Source organism: Arthrobacter sp. FB24 (assembly GCF_000196235.1).
GTDB lineage: Bacteria > Actinomycetota > Actinomycetes > Actinomycetales > Micrococcaceae > Arthrobacter.
In genome coordinates, this window is sequence record NC_008539.1 from 1 (window position 1) to 22,035 (window position 22,035).

19 protein-coding genes are annotated in these 22,035 nt (G+C 62.8%); 11 read left to right on the plus strand and 8 right to left on the minus strand.

Features of this window, described 5'->3' with window-relative positions; all coding sequences use genetic code 11:
* Positions 1–9 precede the first annotated feature (9 nt).
* The 5 genes from ARTH_RS22505 to ARTH_RS22525 form a co-directional block, all read right to left on the minus strand.
* The gene (locus ARTH_RS22505; RefSeq protein WP_011689799.1) at positions 10–4,737 is read right to left on the minus strand and encodes a helicase-related protein; all 4,728 of its coding nucleotides are present in this window, start codon (positions 4,735–4,737) and stop codon (positions 10–12) included.
* A 329-nt stretch (positions 4,738–5,066) separates the two neighbouring features.
* A complete protein-coding gene (locus ARTH_RS22510) occupies positions 5,067–5,414 on the minus strand; it encodes a hypothetical protein (RefSeq protein ID WP_011689800.1) in 348 nt (115 codons plus the stop codon).
* 200 nt (positions 5,415–5,614) lie between these two features.
* A complete protein-coding gene (locus ARTH_RS22515; RefSeq protein ID WP_011689801.1) occupies positions 5,615–5,935 on the minus strand; it encodes a hypothetical protein in 321 nt (106 codons plus the stop codon).
* A complete protein-coding gene (locus ARTH_RS22520; protein ID WP_011689802.1) occupies positions 5,936–6,706 on the minus strand; it encodes a ParA family protein in 771 nt (256 codons plus the stop codon).
* Positions 6,707–7,114: 408 nt separating this feature from the next.
* The gene (locus tag ARTH_RS22525; protein ID WP_232223693.1) at positions 7,115–8,731 is read right to left on the minus strand and encodes a hypothetical protein; all 1,617 of its coding nucleotides are present in this window, start codon (positions 8,729–8,731) and stop codon (positions 7,115–7,117) included.
* 864 nt (positions 8,732–9,595) lie between these two features.
* Here ARTH_RS22525 and ARTH_RS22535 point away from each other — a divergent pair.
* The 4 genes from ARTH_RS22535 (at position 9,596) to ARTH_RS22550 (ending at position 12,297) form a co-directional block, all read left to right on the plus strand.
* On the plus strand, positions 9,596–10,072 hold the full coding sequence (locus tag ARTH_RS22535; protein ID WP_011689804.1) for a hypothetical protein: 477 nt from the start codon (positions 9,596–9,598) through the stop codon (positions 10,070–10,072).
* Positions 10,069–11,070 carry a hypothetical protein gene (locus ARTH_RS22540; protein ID WP_011689805.1) on the plus strand — a complete coding sequence of 334 codons (1,002 nt, stop codon included), beginning with the start codon at positions 10,069–10,071 and terminating at the stop codon, positions 11,068–11,070. The genes ARTH_RS22535 and ARTH_RS22540 overlap by 4 nt, the downstream gene beginning before the upstream one ends.
* Positions 11,067–11,690 carry a hypothetical protein gene (locus tag ARTH_RS22545; RefSeq protein ID WP_011689806.1) on the plus strand — a complete coding sequence of 208 codons (624 nt, stop codon included), beginning with the start codon at positions 11,067–11,069 and terminating at the stop codon, positions 11,688–11,690. The genes ARTH_RS22540 and ARTH_RS22545 overlap by 4 nt, the downstream gene beginning before the upstream one ends.
* A gap of 151 nt (positions 11,691–11,841) precedes the next feature.
* Positions 11,842–12,297, plus strand: coding sequence for a hypothetical protein (locus tag ARTH_RS22550; protein ID WP_011689807.1), 456 nt, complete (start codon positions 11,842–11,844; stop codon positions 12,295–12,297).
* A 271-nt stretch (positions 12,298–12,568) separates the two neighbouring features.
* On the opposite strand, the gene ARTH_RS22555 is transcribed toward ARTH_RS22550, so the two are convergent.
* Positions 12,569–12,895, minus strand: coding sequence for a helix-turn-helix domain-containing protein (locus ARTH_RS22555; protein WP_011689808.1), 327 nt, complete (start codon positions 12,893–12,895; stop codon positions 12,569–12,571).
* A 128-nt stretch (positions 12,896–13,023) separates the two neighbouring features.
* Here ARTH_RS22555 and ARTH_RS22560 point away from each other — a divergent pair, with 128 nt between their 5' ends.
* Genes ARTH_RS22560 through ARTH_RS22590 form a run of 7 tightly spaced genes read left to right on the plus strand, consistent with a single transcriptional unit; the run spans position 13,024 to position 18,022 of the window.
* Positions 13,024–14,100, plus strand: coding sequence for a CHAP domain-containing protein (locus ARTH_RS22560; RefSeq protein ID WP_011689809.1), 1,077 nt, complete (start codon positions 13,024–13,026; stop codon positions 14,098–14,100).
* The gene (locus ARTH_RS22565) at positions 14,097–14,615 is read left to right on the plus strand and encodes a hypothetical protein (RefSeq protein WP_011689810.1); all 519 of its coding nucleotides are present in this window, start codon (positions 14,097–14,099) and stop codon (positions 14,613–14,615) included. Before ARTH_RS22560 ends, ARTH_RS22565 begins: the two co-directional genes overlap by 4 nt.
* Positions 14,616–14,656: 41 nt before the next feature.
* Positions 14,657–16,114, plus strand: a complete 1,458-nt coding sequence (locus tag ARTH_RS22570; RefSeq protein ID WP_011689811.1) for a ParA family protein — start codon at positions 14,657–14,659, stop codon at positions 16,112–16,114.
* A 33-nt stretch (positions 16,115–16,147) separates the two neighbouring features.
* Entirely contained in the window at positions 16,148–16,762 is a 615-nt protein-coding gene (locus ARTH_RS22575; RefSeq protein WP_011689812.1) for a DUF6668 family protein, read from the plus strand.
* A gap of 11 nt (positions 16,763–16,773) precedes the next feature.
* Positions 16,774–17,043: a hypothetical protein gene (locus ARTH_RS22580; RefSeq protein WP_011689813.1), complete on the plus strand. Its 270-nt coding sequence runs from the start codon at positions 16,774–16,776 to the stop codon at positions 17,041–17,043.
* 27 nt (positions 17,044–17,070) lie between these two features.
* Positions 17,071–17,817 (plus strand): hypothetical protein, encoded by a 747-nt coding sequence (locus tag ARTH_RS22585; RefSeq protein ID WP_011689814.1) that lies wholly within the window; start codon positions 17,071–17,073, stop codon positions 17,815–17,817.
* Between the two features lies 1 nt (position 17,818).
* The gene (locus ARTH_RS22590) at positions 17,819–18,022 is read left to right on the plus strand and encodes a hypothetical protein (protein WP_043431478.1); all 204 of its coding nucleotides are present in this window, start codon (positions 17,819–17,821) and stop codon (positions 18,020–18,022) included.
* An 11-nt stretch (positions 18,023–18,033) separates the two neighbouring features.
* On the opposite strand, the gene ARTH_RS22595 is transcribed toward ARTH_RS22590, so the two are convergent.
* Positions 18,034–21,000, minus strand: coding sequence for a Tn3-like element ISArsp6 family transposase (locus tag ARTH_RS22595; RefSeq protein ID WP_011689634.1), 2,967 nt, complete (start codon positions 20,998–21,000; stop codon positions 18,034–18,036).
* Positions 21,001–21,075: 75 nt separating this feature from the next.
* Positions 21,076–21,648 (minus strand): recombinase family protein, encoded by a 573-nt coding sequence (locus ARTH_RS22600; protein ID WP_011689635.1) that lies wholly within the window; start codon positions 21,646–21,648, stop codon positions 21,076–21,078.
* Between the last annotated feature and the right edge of the window lie 387 nt (positions 21,649–22,035).

The following is a 22,035-nucleotide window of genomic DNA, read 5'->3' on the forward strand; positions in this document are numbered from 1 at the left end:
CTCCCGGGGTCAGCGTTCGTACTCGGTCTGGTGTTGTCGTTGTTGGTTCACTGTCCCGGGTTGGGCTTTCGTGCCGCCGGCCGGTGGGGCTGCGGTGCCTGGTTGTGCGGGGAAATCAGCGTTCATGAGCCGTTGCATCTTTGCCATGCGGGAGTCGATGTCGGCGGGGGTTTCGGGCTGCGCTGGTTCTTCCGGTTTCGCTGCCTCGGCCATGAGTTGGTTAATACGTGCCGAGTCCGTCAGGGCGGCTTTCAGGGCGTCGGCGTGTTTGAAAGGCTCCGCCAGGGCTTTGTCTGCCTGTTCGACGTGGGTGAGTGCATCTTGCCGTCGTCCTTCGACGTCGGCTGCCAGCTTCGGGAGGGATGAGACTCTGTTTTCGAGCTGTCTGATGGTGCCTAGATCGGCGGACAGCAGGCTGCGGCGGGCTATTTGTGTGGTTGCCCTGGGCACTCCCTCGATGCGTATTTCGACGGTTGCCCGGTCAAGGTCCCTGGCCGGCATGAGGCGGGCACGGAGTTCATGGCCGCCAAGGGTGGCGATCGTTCCCAGCTCGTCGTAGCCGTAGAGGTTCATGAGCCGGTGGCCGTGTTTGCCGGCCCATGCCCGGACCGCTTCGGCGGCATCCCCGCGGTTGTCGAGGAACGTTCCTTCGATGGTGGCTTTGAAGGCATCCGCGGTGGTGTCGAGGGTCCGCGCTGCTGCTGCCTGGATCAGGGGCAGGTCCTGGGCGGCGGCGTCGGCTGCCGATTGTTCACCGCGTTTGGTGTGTGCGACAGCAATCATATTGCGGTTGTAGGCCCGGTCCAGGCGGCTCAGGCGGGCTAGTTCCTGGTCGGCGACGGCTTTTTCCATCACCAGCGGGTTGCCGCTGGTGATGGCTTTGGCCTGGGCGAAGTTCAGGGTGTTGTCACCGATGTCCTCGATTTCGCGCACGTCCAGGCGTCCGCGCATGATCTGGTTGATGAACCGGGACTTTCTTTCAAGTCCCTGCCACATGAAGGAATCGAAGGATTCCTTGGTGACGACCTGGGAGATGCGGACCTCGGAGTTCTGGTTGCCTTGGCGCAGAATGCGGCCGTGGCGTTGTTCGACGTCGGAGGGCCGCCAGGGGGCGTCCATATCGACCAGGTGCACGGCGCGTTTTTGAATGTTGGTGCCAACACCCATTTTTGAGGTCGATCCCATCAGCACGGCGATCTGGCCGGAGCGGGCGGCGGCGAAGAGCCGGCCTTTCTCGGTGTCATTCTTGGCTTCGTGGATGAACCGGACCATGTGTTCGGGCACGCCGCGGCGCCGTAGCTGGTCTTTGAGTTCGCCGTAGACGTTCCACCGGTCAGAGGGTGTGCCGAAGTCGCAGAACACCAGTTGCAGGGCTCCGGGCACGGGGTCCGGTTCTCCGGTTTTCGGGTCGGTGTAAATGCGGTCCTTGTGTTCTTCGTACACGCTGGCCAGCAGGTCAGCGGTGGCGCTGATCTTGGTGGACCCCTGCTGGGACAATGCGGGGTCAACGAGTCGCATGTCCAGGGCGGCCTTCCGGCCGTCCGAGGAGACTTTGAGCATGTTGTCTTCCTCGGCGTCCACGAGCTTTTGCTGGATGCGGTCCACCCGCTGGCCGATGTCCTGGATGTACTCCCGCAGTTCCGGGCTGGGTTCCACGGTGAGCATGTTCGGCTGCCGCAGCCCGTCCCCGTCCCGTGCGGCGAGGGCCGGTACGGGGAGCTTCAGGTCCTCGGCGGTCTTCACGTCCGCGAAGGTGTGGAACATCTTCAACAGTTCGGGGACGTTCTGGAATTTCGCGAACCGGCTCTTGAGTTTGAACCGGTCGCCGCCGGCGACGGAGAGTTCCATTTCCTCGACGACCTGCCCGAAGGTTGCTGCCCAGGTGTTGAAGTCCTGGATTCCGGCAGCCTGGAGCAGGTCCGGGCGCAGGTAGCGCTGCATGACGTACATTTCCGTGACGGAGTTGGCGATGGGTGTCGCTGTGGCTCCGGTGATCACCCGCCGGCCCTCGCGCTGGCGCAGGAACTCTGTCTTCATATGCAGGTCCGATGCACGGTTGGAACCTTGGATTCCGGCGCCGGGGATGTTGCTGGGCGTCTCCAGGTTCTTGTAGTCGTGCAGCTCGTCCACCACGAGGTAGTCAATGCCGGTTTCCTCGAAGCTGATTCCCGGATCGGCGGCGGTATCGAGCTTGGCTTTGAGGCTTTCCTCCCGTCCCAGGACCACCTTTTCGAGCCGTTTGACGATGCTCGCGCTGGGCTGTCCGTTGACCTGGCCGCTGTCCCTGACTGCTTCCAGCTCGGCCCGCGCCTGGGCGACTTCGGCCCTCATGTACGAGACTTCCGCTTCGGGGCTGAGGCTCACGCGCTGGAACGCGGTGCGGGTCATGACGACGGCGTCCCACTCGTTGGCGGCCGCGCGGGCCACGAACTGCCGGCGCTTATCCCCGGCAAGGTCATTCGAGGATGCTGCGAGGATCCGGGCCTGCGGGTAGATCTGGAGCCATTCGCGGGCGAACTGTTCGAGCATGTGGTTGGGGATCACGACGGCGGGCTTGTTGACCATACCCAGACGGCGCAGTTCCATCACGCCCATGACCATCTCGGCGGTCTTTCCCGCCCCGACCTGGTGGAACAGGCCCACGGCAGGCTCCGAGAGCATCCGGGCCACGGCCGCGCGCTGGTGCGGGCGGGGGGAGAAGTCCTTGGCCATCCCGGGCAGCGTCAGCCGCTCCCCCTCGGTGGTGTAGTCGCGCAGCACGATGGAATTGAAGCGGCGGTTGTATTCGCCGATGAGACGGGTGGCCCGTTCGGGTTCTTCCCATACCCATTCACTGAAACGCTCCTGCAGCATCTGGGCTTTTTCCTGGGCCGCTGCGGTTTCTGTGGGGTTCAGGATGCGGCGCTTGTCCTCTCCTTCGTCCGTGACACGCACCGGGCGCTGTTCCAGGACCTGCTTGAGGACGTCGGAGGCGGGCATCCGCTGGGTGCCCCAGTTGCTGGTGGCGGCCAGGGTGTGGCGGTTGGCTTTGACGTCCCACATGGAGCCGGCTGCGTTGGAGACGGTGGCGTAGGGGTCGTTGAGGATTTCCCGGACAAATTCCTGGTGGGTGTCTGCGTCGATCCAGACCGCACCGAGGCGGGCTTCCACCTCATCCATGCGCAGCGGTTCCGGCATGGCTTCGGTGAGGGCCTGGACGTTGACGGCGAACCGATCATCGGAGAGCGCGGCTGCCTGGGCAATTTCAAGCTTCTCCCGCACGTTCCCGGAAAGGTATTCGGCCCGGGTCTGGAAACTCTCCCCGGTGCCGGGGATCTGGTAGATGCTCTCCCCCATGGCGGCCCGGGCGTCATCAGCACTGATGCCCAGCAGGGATGCTGCGTAGTCCAGGTCAACCTCGCCCACGGTGTCGAGGGTGACGGTGAGGGCTTCTTCTGCCGTGTCCACGCCAAGGACCGGTCGGCGCGGCTGGACCTGACGGGTCGAAAGCAGGGCGGCCGGTGCAGCTGTCTGCGTCGCTTCATCGAAGTTTTCCAACGCCATTACCAGAGGACCGAACGGGTCGCGGGAGACGATGGAGACTGCCTTGGGCGTCATGCGGGCCTGGATGGGCTCCTGCGTCTCTTCATCCACGCGCCCTGTATTCCGGAGCGTGTAGCGGTTGATCGGCCCGTAGGTTTCCGCGTACCGGCCGTAGGCGCTCTTCAGTTCCTCACGGAGCCCATCAATGCCGGCGGTGTCCTCGCGGCTTTCGGCCTCTGCGGTGAGCAGCAGCCGGGCGCTGTCGCGCAGCCCCAGCAGGGCCCTAAGTTCAGCGGCCTGGGTCTTCGGTACTGCCAACTCGGTGTGTGAGCCTTTTTCGACAACGGTAAAGCCGCTGTCAGCGGCGCTGATGTGGCCGTCCCACTCATGGGCGGCCGCCGGAACATAGGCGGCCCGCTGGCGCTCCTGGTCAGCGGTCCGCTCGGTCATCATCATTCCGGCGGTCCGGGCCTCGCGTACGACGTCGGCCAGGGCCGCGTTCAGCCGTTCCGGGACGGCGGAGAGCTCATCGGTGGTGAGCTGCAGGGTTTCGGCCCCGTACATGCCGTGGCTGACGTGCAGTTCGCCAAGGAGCCGTGCGGGGTATTCGTCGAAGTAGGAGTTCAGGCGGGTGATGGTTCCGTCGATCTGGCGGGCCGTGACGGTTTCCCAGAGGGTGGATGCCGGTTCCTGCCCGGGTTCCCGGCGGCGGAAGATCAGCAGGTCCGTCATGGCATCGGTGCCTGCAGCCTTGCGGTGTGAGCCGGTGGGTAGCCGGACGGCGCCCACGAGGTCGGCCAGCTGGTTCATTTCCCGGCGGGCTGAGGGATTTGTGCCGTCCAGGGTGAAGCTGGACGTCAGCACGGCGACCATCCCGCCCGGGCGGGTCAGTTCCAGGGATTTGAGTATGAAGTGGTTATGGATTGAATGGCCGCCGGCGTTGTGGCGGGGATCGTGCAGGGTGACGTTCGCGAAGGGTACGTTGCCGATAGCCAGGTCGAAGTGCCCGGTCGGCAGCTTGGTATCGGCAAAGGACTCGGCCCGGACGGTGGCCTCGGGGTAAAGGGCCTGGGAGATGGCCGCGGTGGTTGGATCCAGTTCCACACCGGTCATCTCGGCGGCATCCGGGGCGAAGCCCATGAAGGTGCCAACACCGGATCCCGGTTCCAGAACAGCGCCCCCGGTGAAGCCGAGCTCCTGGACGGTGGACCACATGGCCTGCACGTAGGCGGCGTCCGTGTAGTGGGCGTTGATCGTGGTCCTGCGGGCCGCGTCGTACTCGACCTCCCTCAGGAGGCTGCGAAGATGCTCACGGTCCCCGGCATATTCCTCGCGGGACTCATCGAAGATTTGGAAGACGCCTTGCGCTCCCCAACTCCCCCACCGCCCCAGTGACGCTTTCTCAGCCTCCGTGGCCTGGCGGTCCTCGCTCTGCAGCGTCCGCAGTACTTCAAGGGCTGCCAGGTTCGCCCGGATGCGGCTGCGGGCACCCGATGGTGCCAGGTCGTCCTGGGATGAGGGGCGGAACCTGTCGGGATCGGTGGCTAGAGTTGCTCCCTGAGCCTCTGCACCTCGGCCATAAACTCCAGGTGTTCCTGGATACTCGGGTTCACGTACTCGTCCTCCTCGTCCTCCGTCTCCGGTGGCGAGAGCAGGTCGTAACGGACGATCTCCTCGGCCTGGTTCCGCGCCGCGTTCAACCGGCCGACCTTCTCCAGATACCCCTCGCCCTGAGGATCCGGTCCCGCGATCTTCAGCAGCAACCCGTCCACCTGTTCCTGGGCTTCCTCCCCCAGCTTGGTGAAGAAGTCCTCCGGGTCCTGGATCTGGCTGTAGCGCGTCGGACTTGCTGCCTTCCAGGCTTCCTGAGCCTGCCTGCCGTACTTGTTCATCACGATCCTCCTCTGGTGCCGCCCACAGAGCCTCAAAGCTCAGCTGACCATCTACTTGCTTCTTACGCCCTGCCATGACCGAACCCCTCTACTGAAAATATTTCAGTATTCACGGTAGTCGGGTTGAAGGTGCATTGCCTTCCACGATGCGCGGATCGGCAGCGCGGCGACCTTGGGTTGATAATTCTGTCTAGACGGAATTATTTTTTTAGACGATCTCGTATCGCTTCATCAAGGAAGTCTGTAATCGTGATTCCGTATTCCTCGATGTAAGCATCCATTTCGTCGCGGAGGCCGATCTCGATCTTGGATGAAAACGGCTCCATCCTTCTCTTGCCTCTCGGCCGGCCCGGGCCCGGCCCTCTCGTACCAACAGGCTCGAGATTTGCCTGGGCCGACCGCGCCTCGACAACGGGCTGCACATCAGGCCTCAACGATGGTGCTTCCGCTCTAGACGTTAGGACATCAACAACATCGCCCGCTGGCGCCTTTCGAATGGATGACTTTCTATCGACGGCCATCTACTTCTCCCCATCCAAGTACCGTGCGTGGGCGACAAACTTCTCTGTCATGATGGCCGCTCCCCTGCTGTTGATTTTTGTCAGCGGCGCCCTACTGCTGATGGAATCCTGCATCGCCGTCCTAAGGGGCAGGTGCGGATCCATCACGTCGCTGCCATACTCCGCTTCCAGTTCGCCGATCTGGAACGCGTGCTCGCCGGTCAGTGGTGAGCTGGTTTTGTTGATGATGATGCCGATGAATTCCAGGGCAGGGTTCAGGTGAGGCAGCGACTGCACCTTCTTGACCGTTTCCAGGAATTCAGTCACTCCCTTGACGGAGAATGCGGCCGGCTCGGTCACAACCACGACTCGGTCAGCCCAGATCAGTCCATTCAGGGTTAGCCTCCCGAGAGCTGGCGGCAAATCAATGAGGACGTGGTCGTACTCTTCTAGTTCCTCTGCACCCCAAGCGGCAGCCTTGAGCCGCATCTCAGGAGTCATTATGCTTTCGGACTCCAGCCGCGCCAGCGACTCGGAACTCGGGATCAGGTCAATGCCAGCCCACGAGGTCGTGGTGATAGCTTGCCCGAGAGTACCGGCCTCCCCGCCGTAGAGGACGTCAAAAATGTCAAACTCTCCAGCCCCCTCAAGCGCGTCTGTGACGTTGGCCTGGGGATCCAGATCGATGACTAGAACTTTCTTGCCGATCAGCCGGAGCCCGGTGGCAAGTCCGAGGGTCACTGACGTCTTGCCCACCCCGCCCTTTCGGTTGCCTATGGCAGTCACTTTCATGTTGCTCCTTCGTTTGAATACAGACTGACAGATTGATAGATGTACGTCAATCTATCAATCTGTCATGACAGAATTATTTATGTAGTAAAAAAATTTCCATACTACGCGCGCTATGCCTCGTGCAGGTCTGCAGTCCACGGTCATCCTCTGGCATCGACCGACGCGCCCTCCTGAAATCTAAAGGCTCTGATGCAACGTGGCTCCTTCAAAGCCGGCAAGGCCCGATTGATAGACGTGCATCAATCCGTCAATCTGTCATGACAGAATTATTTAAATACATGGTTTACGCCGCCATAGCTTGATCCTCTCAACGTTCTGGGTCAGGCTCCGCCGCACAAAGAACATCGTTGCCGCCGAGCCAATTTATACCGGCAGTATTTGTTAAAGGTTCCATGATCGTGCAGAGCTTCAGGCCACTCGCCACAACGTCCCACCCCAATCCAGTTCACTTTCGGAGGGAGGGATCCAGTAGAGGTCCGATTCGCCGTCTTCCACTTCGTGTTCTGCAAGTTCAGGTACCAAGTTCCTGTCCAGCCATGCGTGCCAGGCCGCGCGCTGCAGTCGATGCCGGCGGATCTGCTCTGCTGCATCGTCAAGCGCCCCGAGCCGGCGGGCCAGCGCGGTAAGGCTTGTTGCGGCCGTAATTGCCCATTGTCCGTGCCGACGTTCGATCATGTTGTAGCTGCACATGACACCCAAGGCCGATTCAACGGCTGTACGACTGAGACCTGTAGACCGGACGATTCCTGCCGTGGTCGGGGAGAGGCGTCCGCGTTCGATAGATTCGTAGACCAAGGCAGCGGCGTCACCCAGGGCCCGGAACACAGGGCGGATGCCATGGATTTTTCCGCTGCGCCAGGAGAGTTCCCGGGCAAGTTGTTCAAAGTGCCGAGGGAGCTGGATCACGTATGCATCAGCGTTGCGGCCGCGGGCATCGGAGACTTTAGTCAGGATGCCATCTGAGGCTTGTTCGAGCGTCCGAAGGAGCCTGGCGACGGTGCCATGGTGTTTGCCCATGGCGGTAGCAAAAGTACGGCAGCCTACATCCAACAGATCGGTCTCCATGGTTCGCATGTAGCCAAGTACGGCCCGGAGCAGCAGGCGCAGGCTAAGGCCCTCGCGGCCGTGTTCTTTCAGCCGGTGGTCTAAGACTGCGTAGAGGACATTTTCGAGATCGTTCACGAGCTGGTGTGTGCCAGCCTTGCTGCTAGGTCTGCTGGCCCCCCCTGTGGGTTTTGGAGGGCTTGTGTCGTTAATACGGGTAGTCCTTTTCCCTGTTGGCGGGGTTCCCCGTTTTTGGATCCACCGGCAGGCCTCGGCCCACTCTTTGTCGATCAGGCGTTCCTGCCGGTCGGTGTTGGCATAGAGGGCCGCGAGGCCGGGGAACTGGCCGCCCAGCTCGAGGCGAACCTGATCCAGGGTCCAGCCACAGGCGGCGAAGTGGTTCAGCACCGCCATGCGGGCCTCCGACGGGCTGGCGTACTTGGCCGTGTCGTACAGGCCTGTACGGGCCAGCACCCGCAAGGGGGACTGGCTCCCACCGAAGGGAACGGGGGAAATACCGTGCGCCGTCGCGGTGGCGACCATCTTGGCGGCGCGGCCTTTGAGCTCGCGGGCGCGTCTGACCTCCGGCGCCAGAGCCAGCCGGAGCGCAGCGACAGCGCCGGCGGGATTACGGCGGCGCAGGATGTCATAGGCAGTAGCCAGGGGAGTGGTCAGGATCTGGTGACCGCCGGACTTATGCGCCGAACCCGGAACCCGGATACAGCCGTCGGTGACGTTCTGATGCGGACTGGGATCGAGACTCGGAGCCAGGAGCGTCATGGCTTCGACGAGTTCCCGGGCCTCCAGGCCGCTCACTCTTTCTGCGAGCGGGATGTAGAGGTGGCGCCCGCCGCTGGGAGAAACGTCAGCGACGTAGCGGACACCGCAACTTTCCAAGAGGTTCCCGAGCCGTTGGGCGTCGTCATCGACGACGCCCTGCAGCGCTTTGGAGGTATCCAGGTCAAGGCAGAGCGAAGCCACAGAGCCATCCGCACCATGGATAAGGACGGCCGCCGGCCGCGTCGGCACCGAAGCAGTGATCCGTGGCGGGTTCTGCGGCCGCGGGTACTGGAACCGTCCGCCAATCCAACGTCCGAGGCGGTAAACCGGGACGCCGGCGATCAATGGGGCGAGAGCCCACGCCATATCGGGCGTGACTTGACCCGCCGAGCGCGGTGCGTCCGTTGTTGACGACACGGCAGGTACAGGTACCATAGACAACAGCTAGTCCCTTCGGGGTACAGCAAATGGAGCGCCCCTCACGGGGAGCTTGGTAAGTTCAGATCGTCGTCCGGCAAGATTTCGGATCTGAACGGCATACTTTTGAAGGCCCGCGAAAGCGGGCCTTCAGTCTTTAACTGGCCTTAGCGATAGGCAAAGCCTCCTGGCCAGTGAGGTGGTCTAGATCGACGGTTTTAAGGTGTGCATGCACGAGCCTAGCGATGAGGTCACTGCGGCTTTCATTAGTGGCGTTTACGACGGCCGCAAGTTTCTCGGCGTCCGAGATGGGCAAACGCGCCGTGATTACGTGACGCTCACCCTTGCTTAGCTGTGGCACTTTCCCTCCTAGGACCGAAGTTACTTTCTATACACAACATGAATCAGATTCTATTAAGTGGGAAGGTGGTCGGCGTGTCGCCCGACGCCGCCGAAGGAAGGTTGTCATGAGCCTCCCCTTACTGTTGCTTTGGTGTAGGGCTTCGAGCCATGGGGTTCCTTTTACTCCTTTGACAGCGCCTGTTTTCGGAAGCTTGGTAGGGTGGCTCCTTGCCAAGGCGCGTCTGGCGCTGATTTCATAGTACACATTACTGAAATTTTTTCAGTGGATTACCGGAGCCGTAGGACATGGAACAGGCCACACTGACCGCTGACGTCATCGAGACCTTGAACCTTCCGGCGTACCCGGATCTGGGCGACCTCGTGACCGCGGTTGAAGAAAAATACGGCAAACCTCTGGTCTTCGAGGAGGGCACAGTGGACAGCCTCGGGGAAGGCGTCACCGGCCACTGGATCGATACCCCGAGCCATGGCATCGTCAGTTACCTGCGGGGTGCCAAGGCTTGGAGTGTTCACGTCGTGCTACATGAACTGAGCCACATCCTCTTGGGCCATAAGGGGAAGCCTCTCGATGGACTTATCTCGGGGTCTTTCTTCTCCGGTATTGGCAAACGGAACGGTGTCAGTTGGATGTGCCGTGCAGTGGACGTTCCCCTGGACGAGGCGGAAGCTGCCGCCGAAAATTTGGCCTTCGGCCTGGCACGGATTCTGCATGCTACGCCCGTGAAGGAAGCCACGAAGGCCGAACGAGTGTTTGGCCTATGATCGCTGCCGCGTTCTGGATTCTGGCAGCGGTATTTGTCTTTCGCCTCTATTTTGTAGCTCGCTGGGGCGCTTCAACGGCCTTTGCCGGTGCGATCGGCATCGGGTTCCTCGGCCTCTTTCTTACGGGCGTCGTCGTACCTGAAGCAACCATTGATGCGGCCCTGGGCGGCGTAAACTTTCTGCATCTCGTTCGCAATTTGTGTGTCACAAGCGCCGTCTGGCTGGTGCGACAGGGAATCTTCGCCGCCTATTCTGCGGATGAGAGCTACCGTTCACGCCTCAGCCACCGACCCTTGGCAGCCGGCCTTGGAGCCATCGCGATCACCGTTCCGTTCCTGTGCCAGGAGTTCGTTCCGACGACTTTGAGCTTCGTGCCGGAAAACGTCGAGCAGATGCCGGTCTTCGTCTATGCCAGCGTCTACATGGGCATTTTGGCGTTGTTGGCTGTTTCCGTCCTTCGAATTTGCCTCCGGCCGCAGGAAAGCCTGCCCGTCCGCGTGAGTTCGCGGGTTGTTGCAGCCGGCATGGCTCTGGTTGCACTCGCGTCGGTCGAAGAGATCGCCTACATGACCGCCCTGCACAACGATGTGGGCGGCTCGGCTCTCCACCAGGTTTTGTACGTCCTGTTCAATCCGCTGTTCTACGGCGGAGTTCTGTTGACTTCTCTCGGGCTGGGCATCCCGCCGGTGGTTAAGGTGTGGCGCCGCCTGCAGATTTGGGATCGGTTCGCCTTGGTCTTTCTTACGGCCACGCTGGGCAGAGCGTATTGGGGACTCTCCCGTGCGGCTTGGCTGCCGGCCGTTTTGAGCAGCTTCTATGCGAAGCACCCCACCGTCCGTCTGTACGAGTACGTTATTCGTTCCAGCGATCACAAGGTTGCTCTCTCGGGGCGATCCACACCCATGCTTGCCGGCCGTGTCCTAGACGCAGTCCAAGCCCGATTTGATGGCGGCGTCGGTTCTCTGGAATCTGTGCTGTCGGTAAAGGCACCGCAGTGACAGCAGCATCCACGACCCTAACCGCAGAAAGGTCCTCCACAGCCATTGGGCGTGTGGCCCGGTCCGCAACCGAGATTGCGCAGCCGCCTCTGGTGTTGTCCCTTCTGCTGATTTTGGCTTCTCTGCTGAGTGATCAGTGGATGGTCTCTATCTGGTCGGGCATTATCGCTGCCCTTTTCATCTGTCTGGTGCCCTTTGCCGTCGTACTGTTGCTTGCCAAGAGGGGCCAGTTGACGGACCACCATGTGGGAGACAAGAAGCAACGCCGCCCGGTCATGCTCTGGACCTTGGGCTCGTCGCTGCTTGGCTGCGCAATCCTCTCAATCATGGGCGCGCCAAAACCCGTCTGGGGGCTAGTTGGCGGGATCCTCTGCGGGATTGTGGCGCTGATCCTGGTCAGCCCGATCTGGAAGATATCGGGCCATGCAATGACGTTGGGCGGCGCGACCGTGTCAGCTGTACTGATGTTCGGCTGGCTGGGGCTTCCGTTCGTTGTGGCGGCCCCGCTTGTCTGCTGGTCCAGGGTCTATCTCCGGGACCACTCAGCTCCTCAGGTCATTGCCGGGTTCATAACCGGCGTAGTCGCATTCGGAGCCTCATATACTCTCATTGTCGGCTGATCTTTCACGTGGCATCCCACGAAGCCGCCAGGGTCTGGCAAGTGGCCTCAACAATGACGAAATTAAAGAGGAGGGCTGTGACTTCGCTACCACTGGCAGAGCGCTGCCCTCGGGATGTGGCCGCCCTCGCTGGCCGGGAGCAGGATCACGCGTGAATTCGAACGACAACCCCATAGATCCTCGCAGTGATAAAGAGGTTCTGGCATCGAAAATCCAGCTTCTTCTGGACATCGTTCATGCCAAGGACGCTGAAAGTTTCACGTACGAAGATGTTCGACAGGGACTGGCGGAGCAGGGGCTCACGCTCACAAGAACGCGTTGGCACCGGCTGCTGGCCGGCTCTCCTGATAACCGCTGGGATCCGGAGCTGCTGAAGGCACTGGCGTACTTTTTTGACGTTGACGAGAACTACCTGCTTCAGCGCAGCGGTCCCATCCCGGAGCGGGTGGAGGCCGAACTCAGACTGATAGAGGCTTACCGCATCGCCGAGGTAGAGCACTTCGCCGCGCGGGTTCTGGGAGAAGTGAACGTGGACGCGCTTCGTGCGGTGACAGAAGCTCTCCGAAACCTTCCTCCTAGGCCCGAGAAAAAAAGTCCACCTAACTGAAAAATTTTCACTACTGAATTTTTTTCAGTAGACTCTGGGGCATGACATGTTCCAGGCGCCCGCTACGGCCTGCCCATGCACATTGAGTGGCATCAATGGTGTGGCCCCTACGACAGATTTGGGGGGTAGTAGGGGCTACACCCCCGCAGCGTGCGCACCTCAGATGTGCACTCAGGCCGCCGCCCCCGAATGCTCAACTCCCGGTACTCCCGCCTTTGATCCAAGAAATCTCCGCGCTGGCTTCATTCTCGGGCGCTGCGACATTCGACGCCTATTCTCCCGACAGATAGCTCATGTAGGCGAGGCCGCACTCCCGCAACCTGCCCAGGTCTATGGAGTAGTGAATGCGCTGCCCGTTGCGGATACCGACTTCGCCCGCAGCGGAGACCAAGCCTTCGGCCTCGAGTGTCTTGATATGCGCGTAGACCTGCCGGTAGTCCACGCCGATGCGCTTTGCGATGTTTCCAGTCGTGTCGCCGTCAAGATGCTGGGCCAGGTCCCTGATAACAGCTGCCCGCAGGGTGTTGGCGTTGAACACACTCAGAGCCTTTGCAGCCTCTTGCGGCTGTCCGGGGAGTGGTTTGTAGATGCGGGGCATTCGTCAATTCTCACCCACCGCCGCGCCCTCAAGAAGTACCAACATATTTTTGGTGATGCTAGCATCACGTTAAAGATGATGGTCATGTGTGCAGGTGTCCGCCGGGAAATCCGAGAGGGGGAACTACCGTGAAGCCAAAAGGACTTTTGATCGTCGCTGCGGTTATTGTGCCGACGCTCTTCCTGGGTTTGATCCTGTCGATCGTTCTGCTCTTCGGGCCGACACCTGCTGCGGCCGACTGCGGTCCGGCCGTTGCCGTCGTCATCGACGGCAACACCAAGGTTGAGGGCTACACCCAGGAGCAGCTGAAGAACGCCGCCGCCATCATGGACGCCGGCAACGCACTGGACTTGTCGGTAAACGGCCAGATGATCAGCGTCATGGTCGCCCTGGGGGAGTCGGGGTTGCGGGTGCTGGATACCGGCGACGGCGCGGGTCCGGATTCCCGGGGGTTGTTCCAGCAGCGCGACAACGGGGCGTGGGGTTCCTACGCGGATCGCATGGACCCCACGACGAGCGCAACCAACTTCATCAAAGCCTTGAAAAGCGTGGCCGGCTGGGAGCTGTTGGAACCGACCCTTGTCGGCAACAGGGTCCAGCGCAACGCCGATCCCTACCACTACCAGAAGTACTGGCCCGAAGCCGTCAAACTCGTCCAGGCGCTCTCGAACTCGAAGTTCTCCCGGGCAGGCAGCGACTGCGCCATCCGGGGCCAGTCCGGAGTGGGGGATGACTACCCGTGGAAGAACTCCCCGACGTGGCTGCAGGCCGGCGCAAACGCGTCCAGTACCTCGCCGCTGGGCATGTACTACCGCGAGTGCGTGGACTTCGCCCTCTGGCGGGTCAACCAGCAGATGGGTTCAACGAAAGCTCCGTTCAAGTTCCTCAACGGCTCCTTCCGCCCGGACGGACAGGGGCTCGGCTCTGCCCTGACCTGGAAGGTCGGCTGGGACGCCAAGGGCTGGGACTCCGGCAGCACACCCCGGGTCGGCGCCGTTGTCTGGTACGCGCCCGGAGCCGGGGGAGCGGACCCGAACTTCGGCCACGTCGCGGTGGTCAAGGAGGTCAAGGACGACGGGACCTACGTCGAAGAGGGCTACAACGGCAACCCGGCCCCGGCGGACCACAGCTACTACACCCGGACAGTGACCAACACCGTCCCCTCCGCTTTCCTGTACCTGCCCACCCAAGAGGAGAAAAAGTGAAAAAGCCCGTGACCCTGCTCGGCGTGGCGCTGCTCTGCGTTTCGTGCGCGCCGGCAGGCAACACCACGACAGCGCCGTCGGCATCAGCGGCCGCCAGCCCCACCTCATCCGCGCCGGTCTCCCTGAGCGCCAACAGCGGACCCCAGGCACCGGGCGGCACGATCCCCGCCACCATCGGCATCAGCTGGGATCAGGCCAGCAAGGACGAAGCCGCCGATGTCGCAGAGAACGCCATGACGGACTTCGCCCGCCCCACGGTGGAGGACAAGCAGTGGGCCAATGACCTGGCCCGCTGGCTGACCCCGCAGGCCACCGCCGACTACTCGGCAGTGGACCCGGCCAACATCCCCGCATCCCGCGTCACCGGCGCCGCCACCCTCAGCGTCGATGAAGCCAACGGCTTCGGCGTCACCGCCGCGGTCCCCACCAACGCCGGGACCTACACGGTGCAGCTGCTCCGCGCCGGCAAGGACGCCCCGTGGAAGGTCAACCGACTCACCCCGCCCGCCTCCTAACCGCCGCCACGTCCACCCCCACACACGTAAGGAAGAAGCTCATGGGCACCACACCAACGCAAGTTCTGGCCTTTCCCAACATCCGCGCCATTGTCCGGGACAACGGCACCGCCGAGGTCGTCGTCGCGGGCAACTCCCGCATCGTCCCTGCCGCAGATTCGGTTCAGGAACTGCGCACCAACGCCCTGGCCCTCATCGTGGGCGAAGCCCAGACCCTCCAGCGCCCCGTGCGGGTCCAGATCGAGGACCCCGACGGACACGGCGAACTCATCGTCCACCCGGACAACACGATCGAATCCGTTTCCTACGAGCCCACGCCGGCCCGCCGCCGCGCAGAGGCCCCCGCAACCACACCCGCCACCGCAGCGCCGGCCGTAATTGAGACCGTCCCCGCACCCGCGCAGGAGCCCGCGGCCGCTCCGGCAGAGTCGGCGCCAGCTCCCGCCCCTGCCGCATCGGTGGACGCCCAGCCGTGGCCGCCCGCTCCCGCGACGGCCACCCCGGAACCGCAGATAGCTGCCGTTGTTGAGGAAGCAGCGCCGACCCGGCGCAGCCTGAAGGAAACCTCGTTCCTGGTCAGCGCCCCGGTGCTGGAACCGGCTACACAGGGCTGGCGCGGAACACTGACGCGCCTGGGACTGCGGATGGATCCCTCGGCGGAAGAACTCACCGAACGTGAGGATATTCGCACGGTCAGCCAGCACTGGCCCGGCCCCCGGACGATTGCGGTGGTCAACCGTAAGGGCGGGGCGAATAAGACCCCAACCGTGGTGATGCTCTCGGCCATCCTTGCCCGTTACAGCGGTGCGGCCACGGTCGCGTGGGACAACAACGAATCCCAGGGCACCCTCGGGTGGCGGACGGAAAAGGGTTCCCACGACCGCAGCGTCCTGGACTTGATCGATGCCTCCACCGAACTGCTCTCCCCGTCCACGAACGCGGCCGAAATCGCCAAGTTCGTCCACCACCAGACCGCCGACAAGTTCGACGTCCTGCGCTCGGACGAGAACGAGGAAGGCGACCATGAAGTCACGGCCGAGGAAGTCGACATCGCCCATCAGGTCCTCACCCGCTATTACCGGCTTGTGGTGATGGATTCGGGTAACACGGCCAGGGCGGCGAATTGGCGGCGGATGATCGACTACACCAACCAGCTCGTCGTCCCCGTCACGGCCATCGAAGACCGCGCAGAAGCCGCCCGGCTGACGCTGCAGACCCTGGAATCCCGGGGCGGCCACGACGCGGAGCTGGCCCGCAACGCGGTCGTCATCGTCTCGGAGTCTACCGACGCCAAGCGCAGCATGAGCGGCGAGGCCTTGAAGCGGGCCAAGGACGAGGCCCAGCGGATCGCTGACGGCTTCGCACCCTTCGTCCGCTCCGTTGTCCGGATTCCTTACGATCCGGCCCTGGTCAACGGACCCATCCGCTATGAAGCCCTCCAGCCCGCCACTCAGCGGGCATGGCTGGCGGCCGCGGCCGCCGTCGCCGCCGGCTTCTAAACCACCCACCACGGACTCTGAAAGGAGGCAAGCATGCAACAGTCCCTGAACCCCTGGATCACCCATCCGGCTCCGGCCGACGGCGCGGACACGGCAGCGCCGGAAGCTCACGTGCCGCCGGCGGCCGTGGTCAGTGAACCGCTCAGGGGAATGGTCGAACCGGACGCCGCAGACCGTCTGGCCCGCCGCACACTGGCAGGCTCCGCAGCACTGTGGGTCGCCGGCGCCCACGGGGGATCCGGTGAAAGCCGCATCGCTGATCTGATCGGCGGGGCGCGGGCGACCGGTCACTGCTGGCCTGTCCTCCAGGACGGCAGTAGGCCCTGGGTGCTGCTGGTTTGCCGTGCAGACATGCGGGGCCTGACAGCGGCCCGGAGCGCCCTGACCGAGTGGGCATCAGGCGCGGCGCCCGCGGTTGATCTGCTCGGCCTCGCCATCCTGGCGGACGCACCGGGGAAGACGCCCAAACCCTTGCGGGACTTCGCCGCCATCGTCGGCGGGGGAGCCCCCCGGTCCTGGACCTTGCCCTGGGTCGAGGCCTGGCGGCACGGAGATTCCACCACCGCACCGCCGGCCCGCGAGTACCAACGCTTCATCAATGACTTAGCCGCCCTGGCTACCGACACCACACCACGCACCACCCACTGAAAGGTCTCCCCATGAACTCCTTCTCCGTACTTGCGGCAAGCGTCATCCCCAACCCCACCCCCGTTGTCCCGGCACAGGCCGGCGGGCTGCTCACGATCCTGAACTGGGCCTCCGGCATCGGCCTGGTCCTGGGCGTCCTGGGCGTCATCATCGTCGGCATCGGCATGGTCATCCAGCTCCAGCGCGGCGAGGGCGCACAGGCCATCGGCAAGCTCGGCTGGGTCCTGATGGGCTGCATCATCATCACCGGTGCGTCCGGCATCGTCCGCGCCTTCGTCTAAACCAGCACCAACAACGGGAGGTTCACCATGAGCCAGTCAACAGAGAGCACCACCGAAAGCAATCCGTTCACCAAACCCGGTTTCCTCATCGCTGCCGCGCTGGTGGTCGCGCTGATTGCAGCAGCCGTCGTCATCTTCCTGCTCCCCAAAGGACAGGGAAACGCCCAGCCGGGCCCTGCCCCGGCAGAGACCAGCAGCACATCCGCAGCCAGCTCCAGCGCCTCCGCTGGGGCTGGCAAGAGCGTCTGCGGCCTCCCTGCGAGTAAGGAAACTGCACTGGGAACCGCCCCCAAATCCAAGTGGGACCTGCTCGGAACCATGGCCGTCCCCAGCGATCCATCAACGGCCGGCCCCGGCACTGTAGGAAAAGACGGTCTGAGGTCCTGCTTCGCTCAATCCCCCACAGGAGCGCTGTACGCAACGGTAAACATCTGGGCAGCGTCGTTTAACGGCTATGCAAAACAGGTTTACCTGGAACTTTCAGCTGATAGCCCCTCGCGGGACAAAGCAGTACAGGCCATAAAGGAAGGCAAGGACGTCAGCAGTGGGACCTCACCGAAGGTTCAGATCGCCGGCTTCATGATCCATTCGTACACTCCCGAAACAGCCGTTGTGGAGCTGGCTTTCGAGACCAAAGATGGCGGATACGGTGCTCTCTCGACGTCACTGCTCTGGGAGGACGGCGACTGGAAAATGGATATCCCTCCCGCTGGCGGAGGCGCAGTTCGCCAGGTCAGTGACCTGAGTTCATTTATCCCTTGGGCCGGCGTCTGACATGGCAGAAAAGGAATGCGAAGTTTGGAACGTTGTCTGCATGGGCGAACAGCGTCTCGGCAATGTTGCGGCGGGGATCGCGGACGACGCGATCAACAATCTTGCAAAAGCCGTCATGGAGGGCATGAGCCAGATGGTGACGACACTGTCTACCTTCTGGGTTTCGATGCCCACCGTGAACCTGGGGTGGCTTGTGAAAAAGTGAAATATCCGACGTTAAGGTTTTGCCGGGCGGCGTAGTGGCCTGTATTTGCCGGGTTTGATCTGGTTGGCGCGGGGCCAGGTGTAGTCGCCGGTGAGGTTGATGTGTTCCCAGCCCAGGGGTGAGAGGAACCGCAGCAGGTCAGGGTCCGTGGCGTTCCCGTCCTTATTGAGGGTGGTGATGGTGCGGTCGAGGTAGACGGTGTTCCAGAGAATAATGGCCGCGGTGAGAAGGTTCAGTCCGCTGGCGCGGTAGCGTTGCTGTTCGAAGGAGCGGTCGCGGATTTCGCCGAGGCGGTTGAAGAAGACGGCCCGGGCGAGGGTGTTCCGGGCCTCGCCCTTGTTCAGGCCGGCCGTGACTTTGCGGCGCAGGCCGGGGTTCTGGAGCCAGTCCAGCAGGAAGAGGGTCCGCTCCAGTCTGCCCAGCTCCCGCAGCGCGAGTGCGAGCCCGTTCTGGCGCGGGTAGGCGCCGAGTTTTCGCATCATCAGGGACGCGGTCACGGTGCCGGTCTTGATGGACGCGGCGAGGCGGAGGATTTCATCCCAATGCAGGGCAATCATTTTCGTGTTGATGGTCCCGCCGATCAGCGGCGCCAACGTGGCAAGTCCCGGATCGGTGGTAGGTGTGTAGAGACGGGTGTCGCCGATGTTGCGGATCCGTGGGGCGAACCGGTACCCGAGCAGGTGCATAAGAGCGAAGAGGTGATCGGTGAATCCGGCCGTATCCGTGTAGTGCTCCTGGATCGCCAGGTCGGACTCGTGGTAGAGCAGCCCGTCCAGGACGTAGGTCGCGTCGCGGTCGCCGACGTTGACGAGCTTGCTGTGGAAGGGCGAGTACTGGTCCGAGATGTGTGTGTAGATCAGCCGGCCGGGCTCGGCACCGTACTTGGGGTTCACATGCCCGGTGGATTCGGCTTTGCTGCTGGCACGGAACCGCTGCCCGTCCGATGAGGAGGTGGTCCCGTCGCCCCACTGTGCGGCGAAGGGGTGTCCGTGCTGGGTGTTCACCAGTTCCGCCAGAGCGGCGCTGTAGGTTTCGTCCCGGATGTAGGAGGCCTGGTGGCGGTCCAGCTGGGCGTAGCTGACGCCGGTGCATGACTCGGCCATCTTCGTCAGGCCCAGGTTGATTCCGTCCGCGAGGATGGCGGTGAGAAGAAGTTGCTTGTCTTTGGAGGGCTGGCCGGATTTCAGGCTGGTGAAATGGCGGGTGAACCCGGTCCAGCCATCAACTTCCATCAACAGATCGGTGATCCGGATCCGCGGAAACATTGCGCTTGCCTGATCGATCAGTGGCTGCGCGTGTTTTGGCACGATTGTCTCCAGCGGGGTGATTTTCACGCCCTTGTCCGTGACCATCACCCCGGGCAGTTCATCGCGGGAGGCGAGGTCGTTGACATGGTGCAGCCGTTCGTTGAGCAGGGCCAGCCGGTTCTGGAGATAGCTTTCGCCGCCGTCGGTCGTGACCAGAGGCAGCTTCCCGGTGGTTTTCATAACCGTGTAGTCAGGACCGGCAAGAAGGTAGTCATCGAAGTCACGGAATTGACGGGATCCGGTGACCCACAAGTCTCCGGAACGAAGCGCATTCTTTAGTTCCGCGAGGGCACAGAACTCGTAGAAGCCCCGGTCTATGCCGTTTTCCGTGAAGACCAGCGGCTTCCACCGGGGCCGGACGAACGAGGTGGGCGCATCGTCGGGGATTTTTCGGGCTCCGGCGGTGTTCAGGGTGCGGACGAGGTTGATTGCTGCCAGCAGGTCCTGTGCCGCCGGGGCCGCGTTGAGGTCAAGGACGGCAAGAAATGCCGGGGTGTAGCGGCGCAGGGTGGTGAAGTGGGCGCTGACGAGGGCGAGGGGGTCCTCGAGGGCCGGGCGGGTCAGTTCCTTGGCGTGGGCGATGCTTTCGGCCAGGGATTCCCAGCCGATGGCCGTTTCGATGGCGGCGAAGGGATCTTCGCCGTTTTCCTTGGCCTCAAAGAGGGCATCACCGAGCCTGGAATGGATGCGCATCATGGCGGCGACGGTGGAGCGGGATGCCAGGGTGGCCTGGTTTTGCTTGTTCTGTGCGGTCCGGATGAGCCGGCCGATGATCCGGTCGTGCAGATCGATGATTTCGTCGGTGACGGTGGCCATGCTTTCGGTGGCCATGGCGAAGAGGGTCGCGTACCGGCGTGCCGGTTCAAATCTGGCCAGATCCGCCGCGGTCATCGAGGCACCCTCCCGGGCAAGCTTCAGCAACCTGTTCCGATGAACCAGCCGTCCCGCAGCCCAGGGCAGCTCCAGCGCACGCCAGGTGGTGAGCCGGTCGATGTGCTCATTCATCGCCCGCGCGTTGGGTCGCAGCGGCGCCTGCCGCAGCCAACCGATTTCCGTCAGAGAACTATCGCGGCGGCGGCGCAGCAGCCCGTCGAGGCGTTGCCGGTGACCCACGGTCAGCTGCTCACCCAAAGTGAGGTAAATCCGCCTATTGGCCCTGGTCAGCGCCTGCGCACAGGCCTTTTCAATGACCCCGATCCCGGGCAACGCGACCTTCCTTGCCTGCAGGAAATCCCTCGCGCTTTCGACCAGGACCAGGCCCTTGTCCGTGTGCGCAGCCACAACACCCACATGCTCCACGAGCCAGCGGTAGTCCGCGATGCCGAACGCTGACATGCCCAGATACCCGCGGATCTCCCGTCCATGCTCCTGCCGCGTTTCCTCACGTGTTCCATACTCGTCCCAGGCATCAATGGAAACGCCCAGGCTGGAGGCCAGCCAGGCAATGAGTTCCGGCGGCACGTCGGTGTCGTCGGCCAGCCCGATGCCCGGGTGGCGCAGCAGACACAGCTGGACCGCAAAGCCCAGCCTGTTCGCGTCCCCGCGGCGTTGCCGGATCAACGACATATCCGCATCACTGAGCGTGTAGTGGGCTGCAAGGTCCTCTGTTTCAGCGGGCATTGCCAGGATTTGGCCGCGCTCGGCAGCCGTGAGCAAAGAACGCAGAGCCAACTCATGTCTCCTTTGCCGCTACGTTGCCGCCCCACGGGGTCAGCATCTGTACCTGCAGCAGCGGACGGCCACCGCTCATGGCTTCGCCAAGTGCCGGTAGATGGTGGGCCGGGTGACGCCGAATTCCTGGGCGATGTGCTCGACGGTGTGGGCCCGTTTCCCGTCGGCGTTTTTCTCCTCGTACATTTCCCGGGCAAGCCTGACCTGGCGGGGGCCGAGTTTTGGTTTCTGTCCGCCGGTCCTGCCCCGCGCACGTGCGGCGGCCAGCCCGTCCCGGGTTCGTTCGGACATGAGGGCGTGTTCGAACTCGGCGATCGATCCGAGGATCTGGAAGAACATCCGGCCGATGGCGGTGGATGTGTCGATGCCCTGGTCCAGGACGATCAGGTCCACACCGCGTTCCTGCAGCGTCTTGGACAGGTCGATGAGGTGCTCCAGGGACCGCCCGAGCCGGTCGAGTTTGGTGACGACGAGCTGGTCGCCTTCCCTGTTTGCGGAGAGCAGGGCCTTGTCGAGTTCGGGTCTGCGGGAGAGCTTTCCGGAGGCTGTGTCGATGTAGACCTGATCGCAGCCGGCCGCTGTCAGGGCGTCGTGTTGGGCTTCGGGGTGCTGGTCACGGGTGGAGACCCGACCGTATCCGATTCGCATGACCAAAACGTATCACTAACCCTGCTGTACGTTACACAGCCGCGTACACGGCAAGCGTTACAAAGCTGACCGCGTGGTTCCGCGGTTCCGAAAAACCGGTCCGAAGTGTCTTGTGAACGATCGTTACCGGACATGGTGGCGCCGGGCGGATATGGACGAATTCACAAGCCGCCCGAGCTGTGACTGTTAACCGCAAATGGCCGCCTTTTTTCACAGCTGGGTTCGCGGTTTTCGCACAGATGGCCTCGAATGAGCTGCGGTGCGTGAGGCGGTCACCTCTGCCGGGTACACGTTTAGCGGCAACTAACTCTTCGACGCGGTACACAGCCTCTGCCAGGGAAAGCGGCCGTCCCCGCCGACGGCGAGGCCGCGCGCATCACTCAGGCC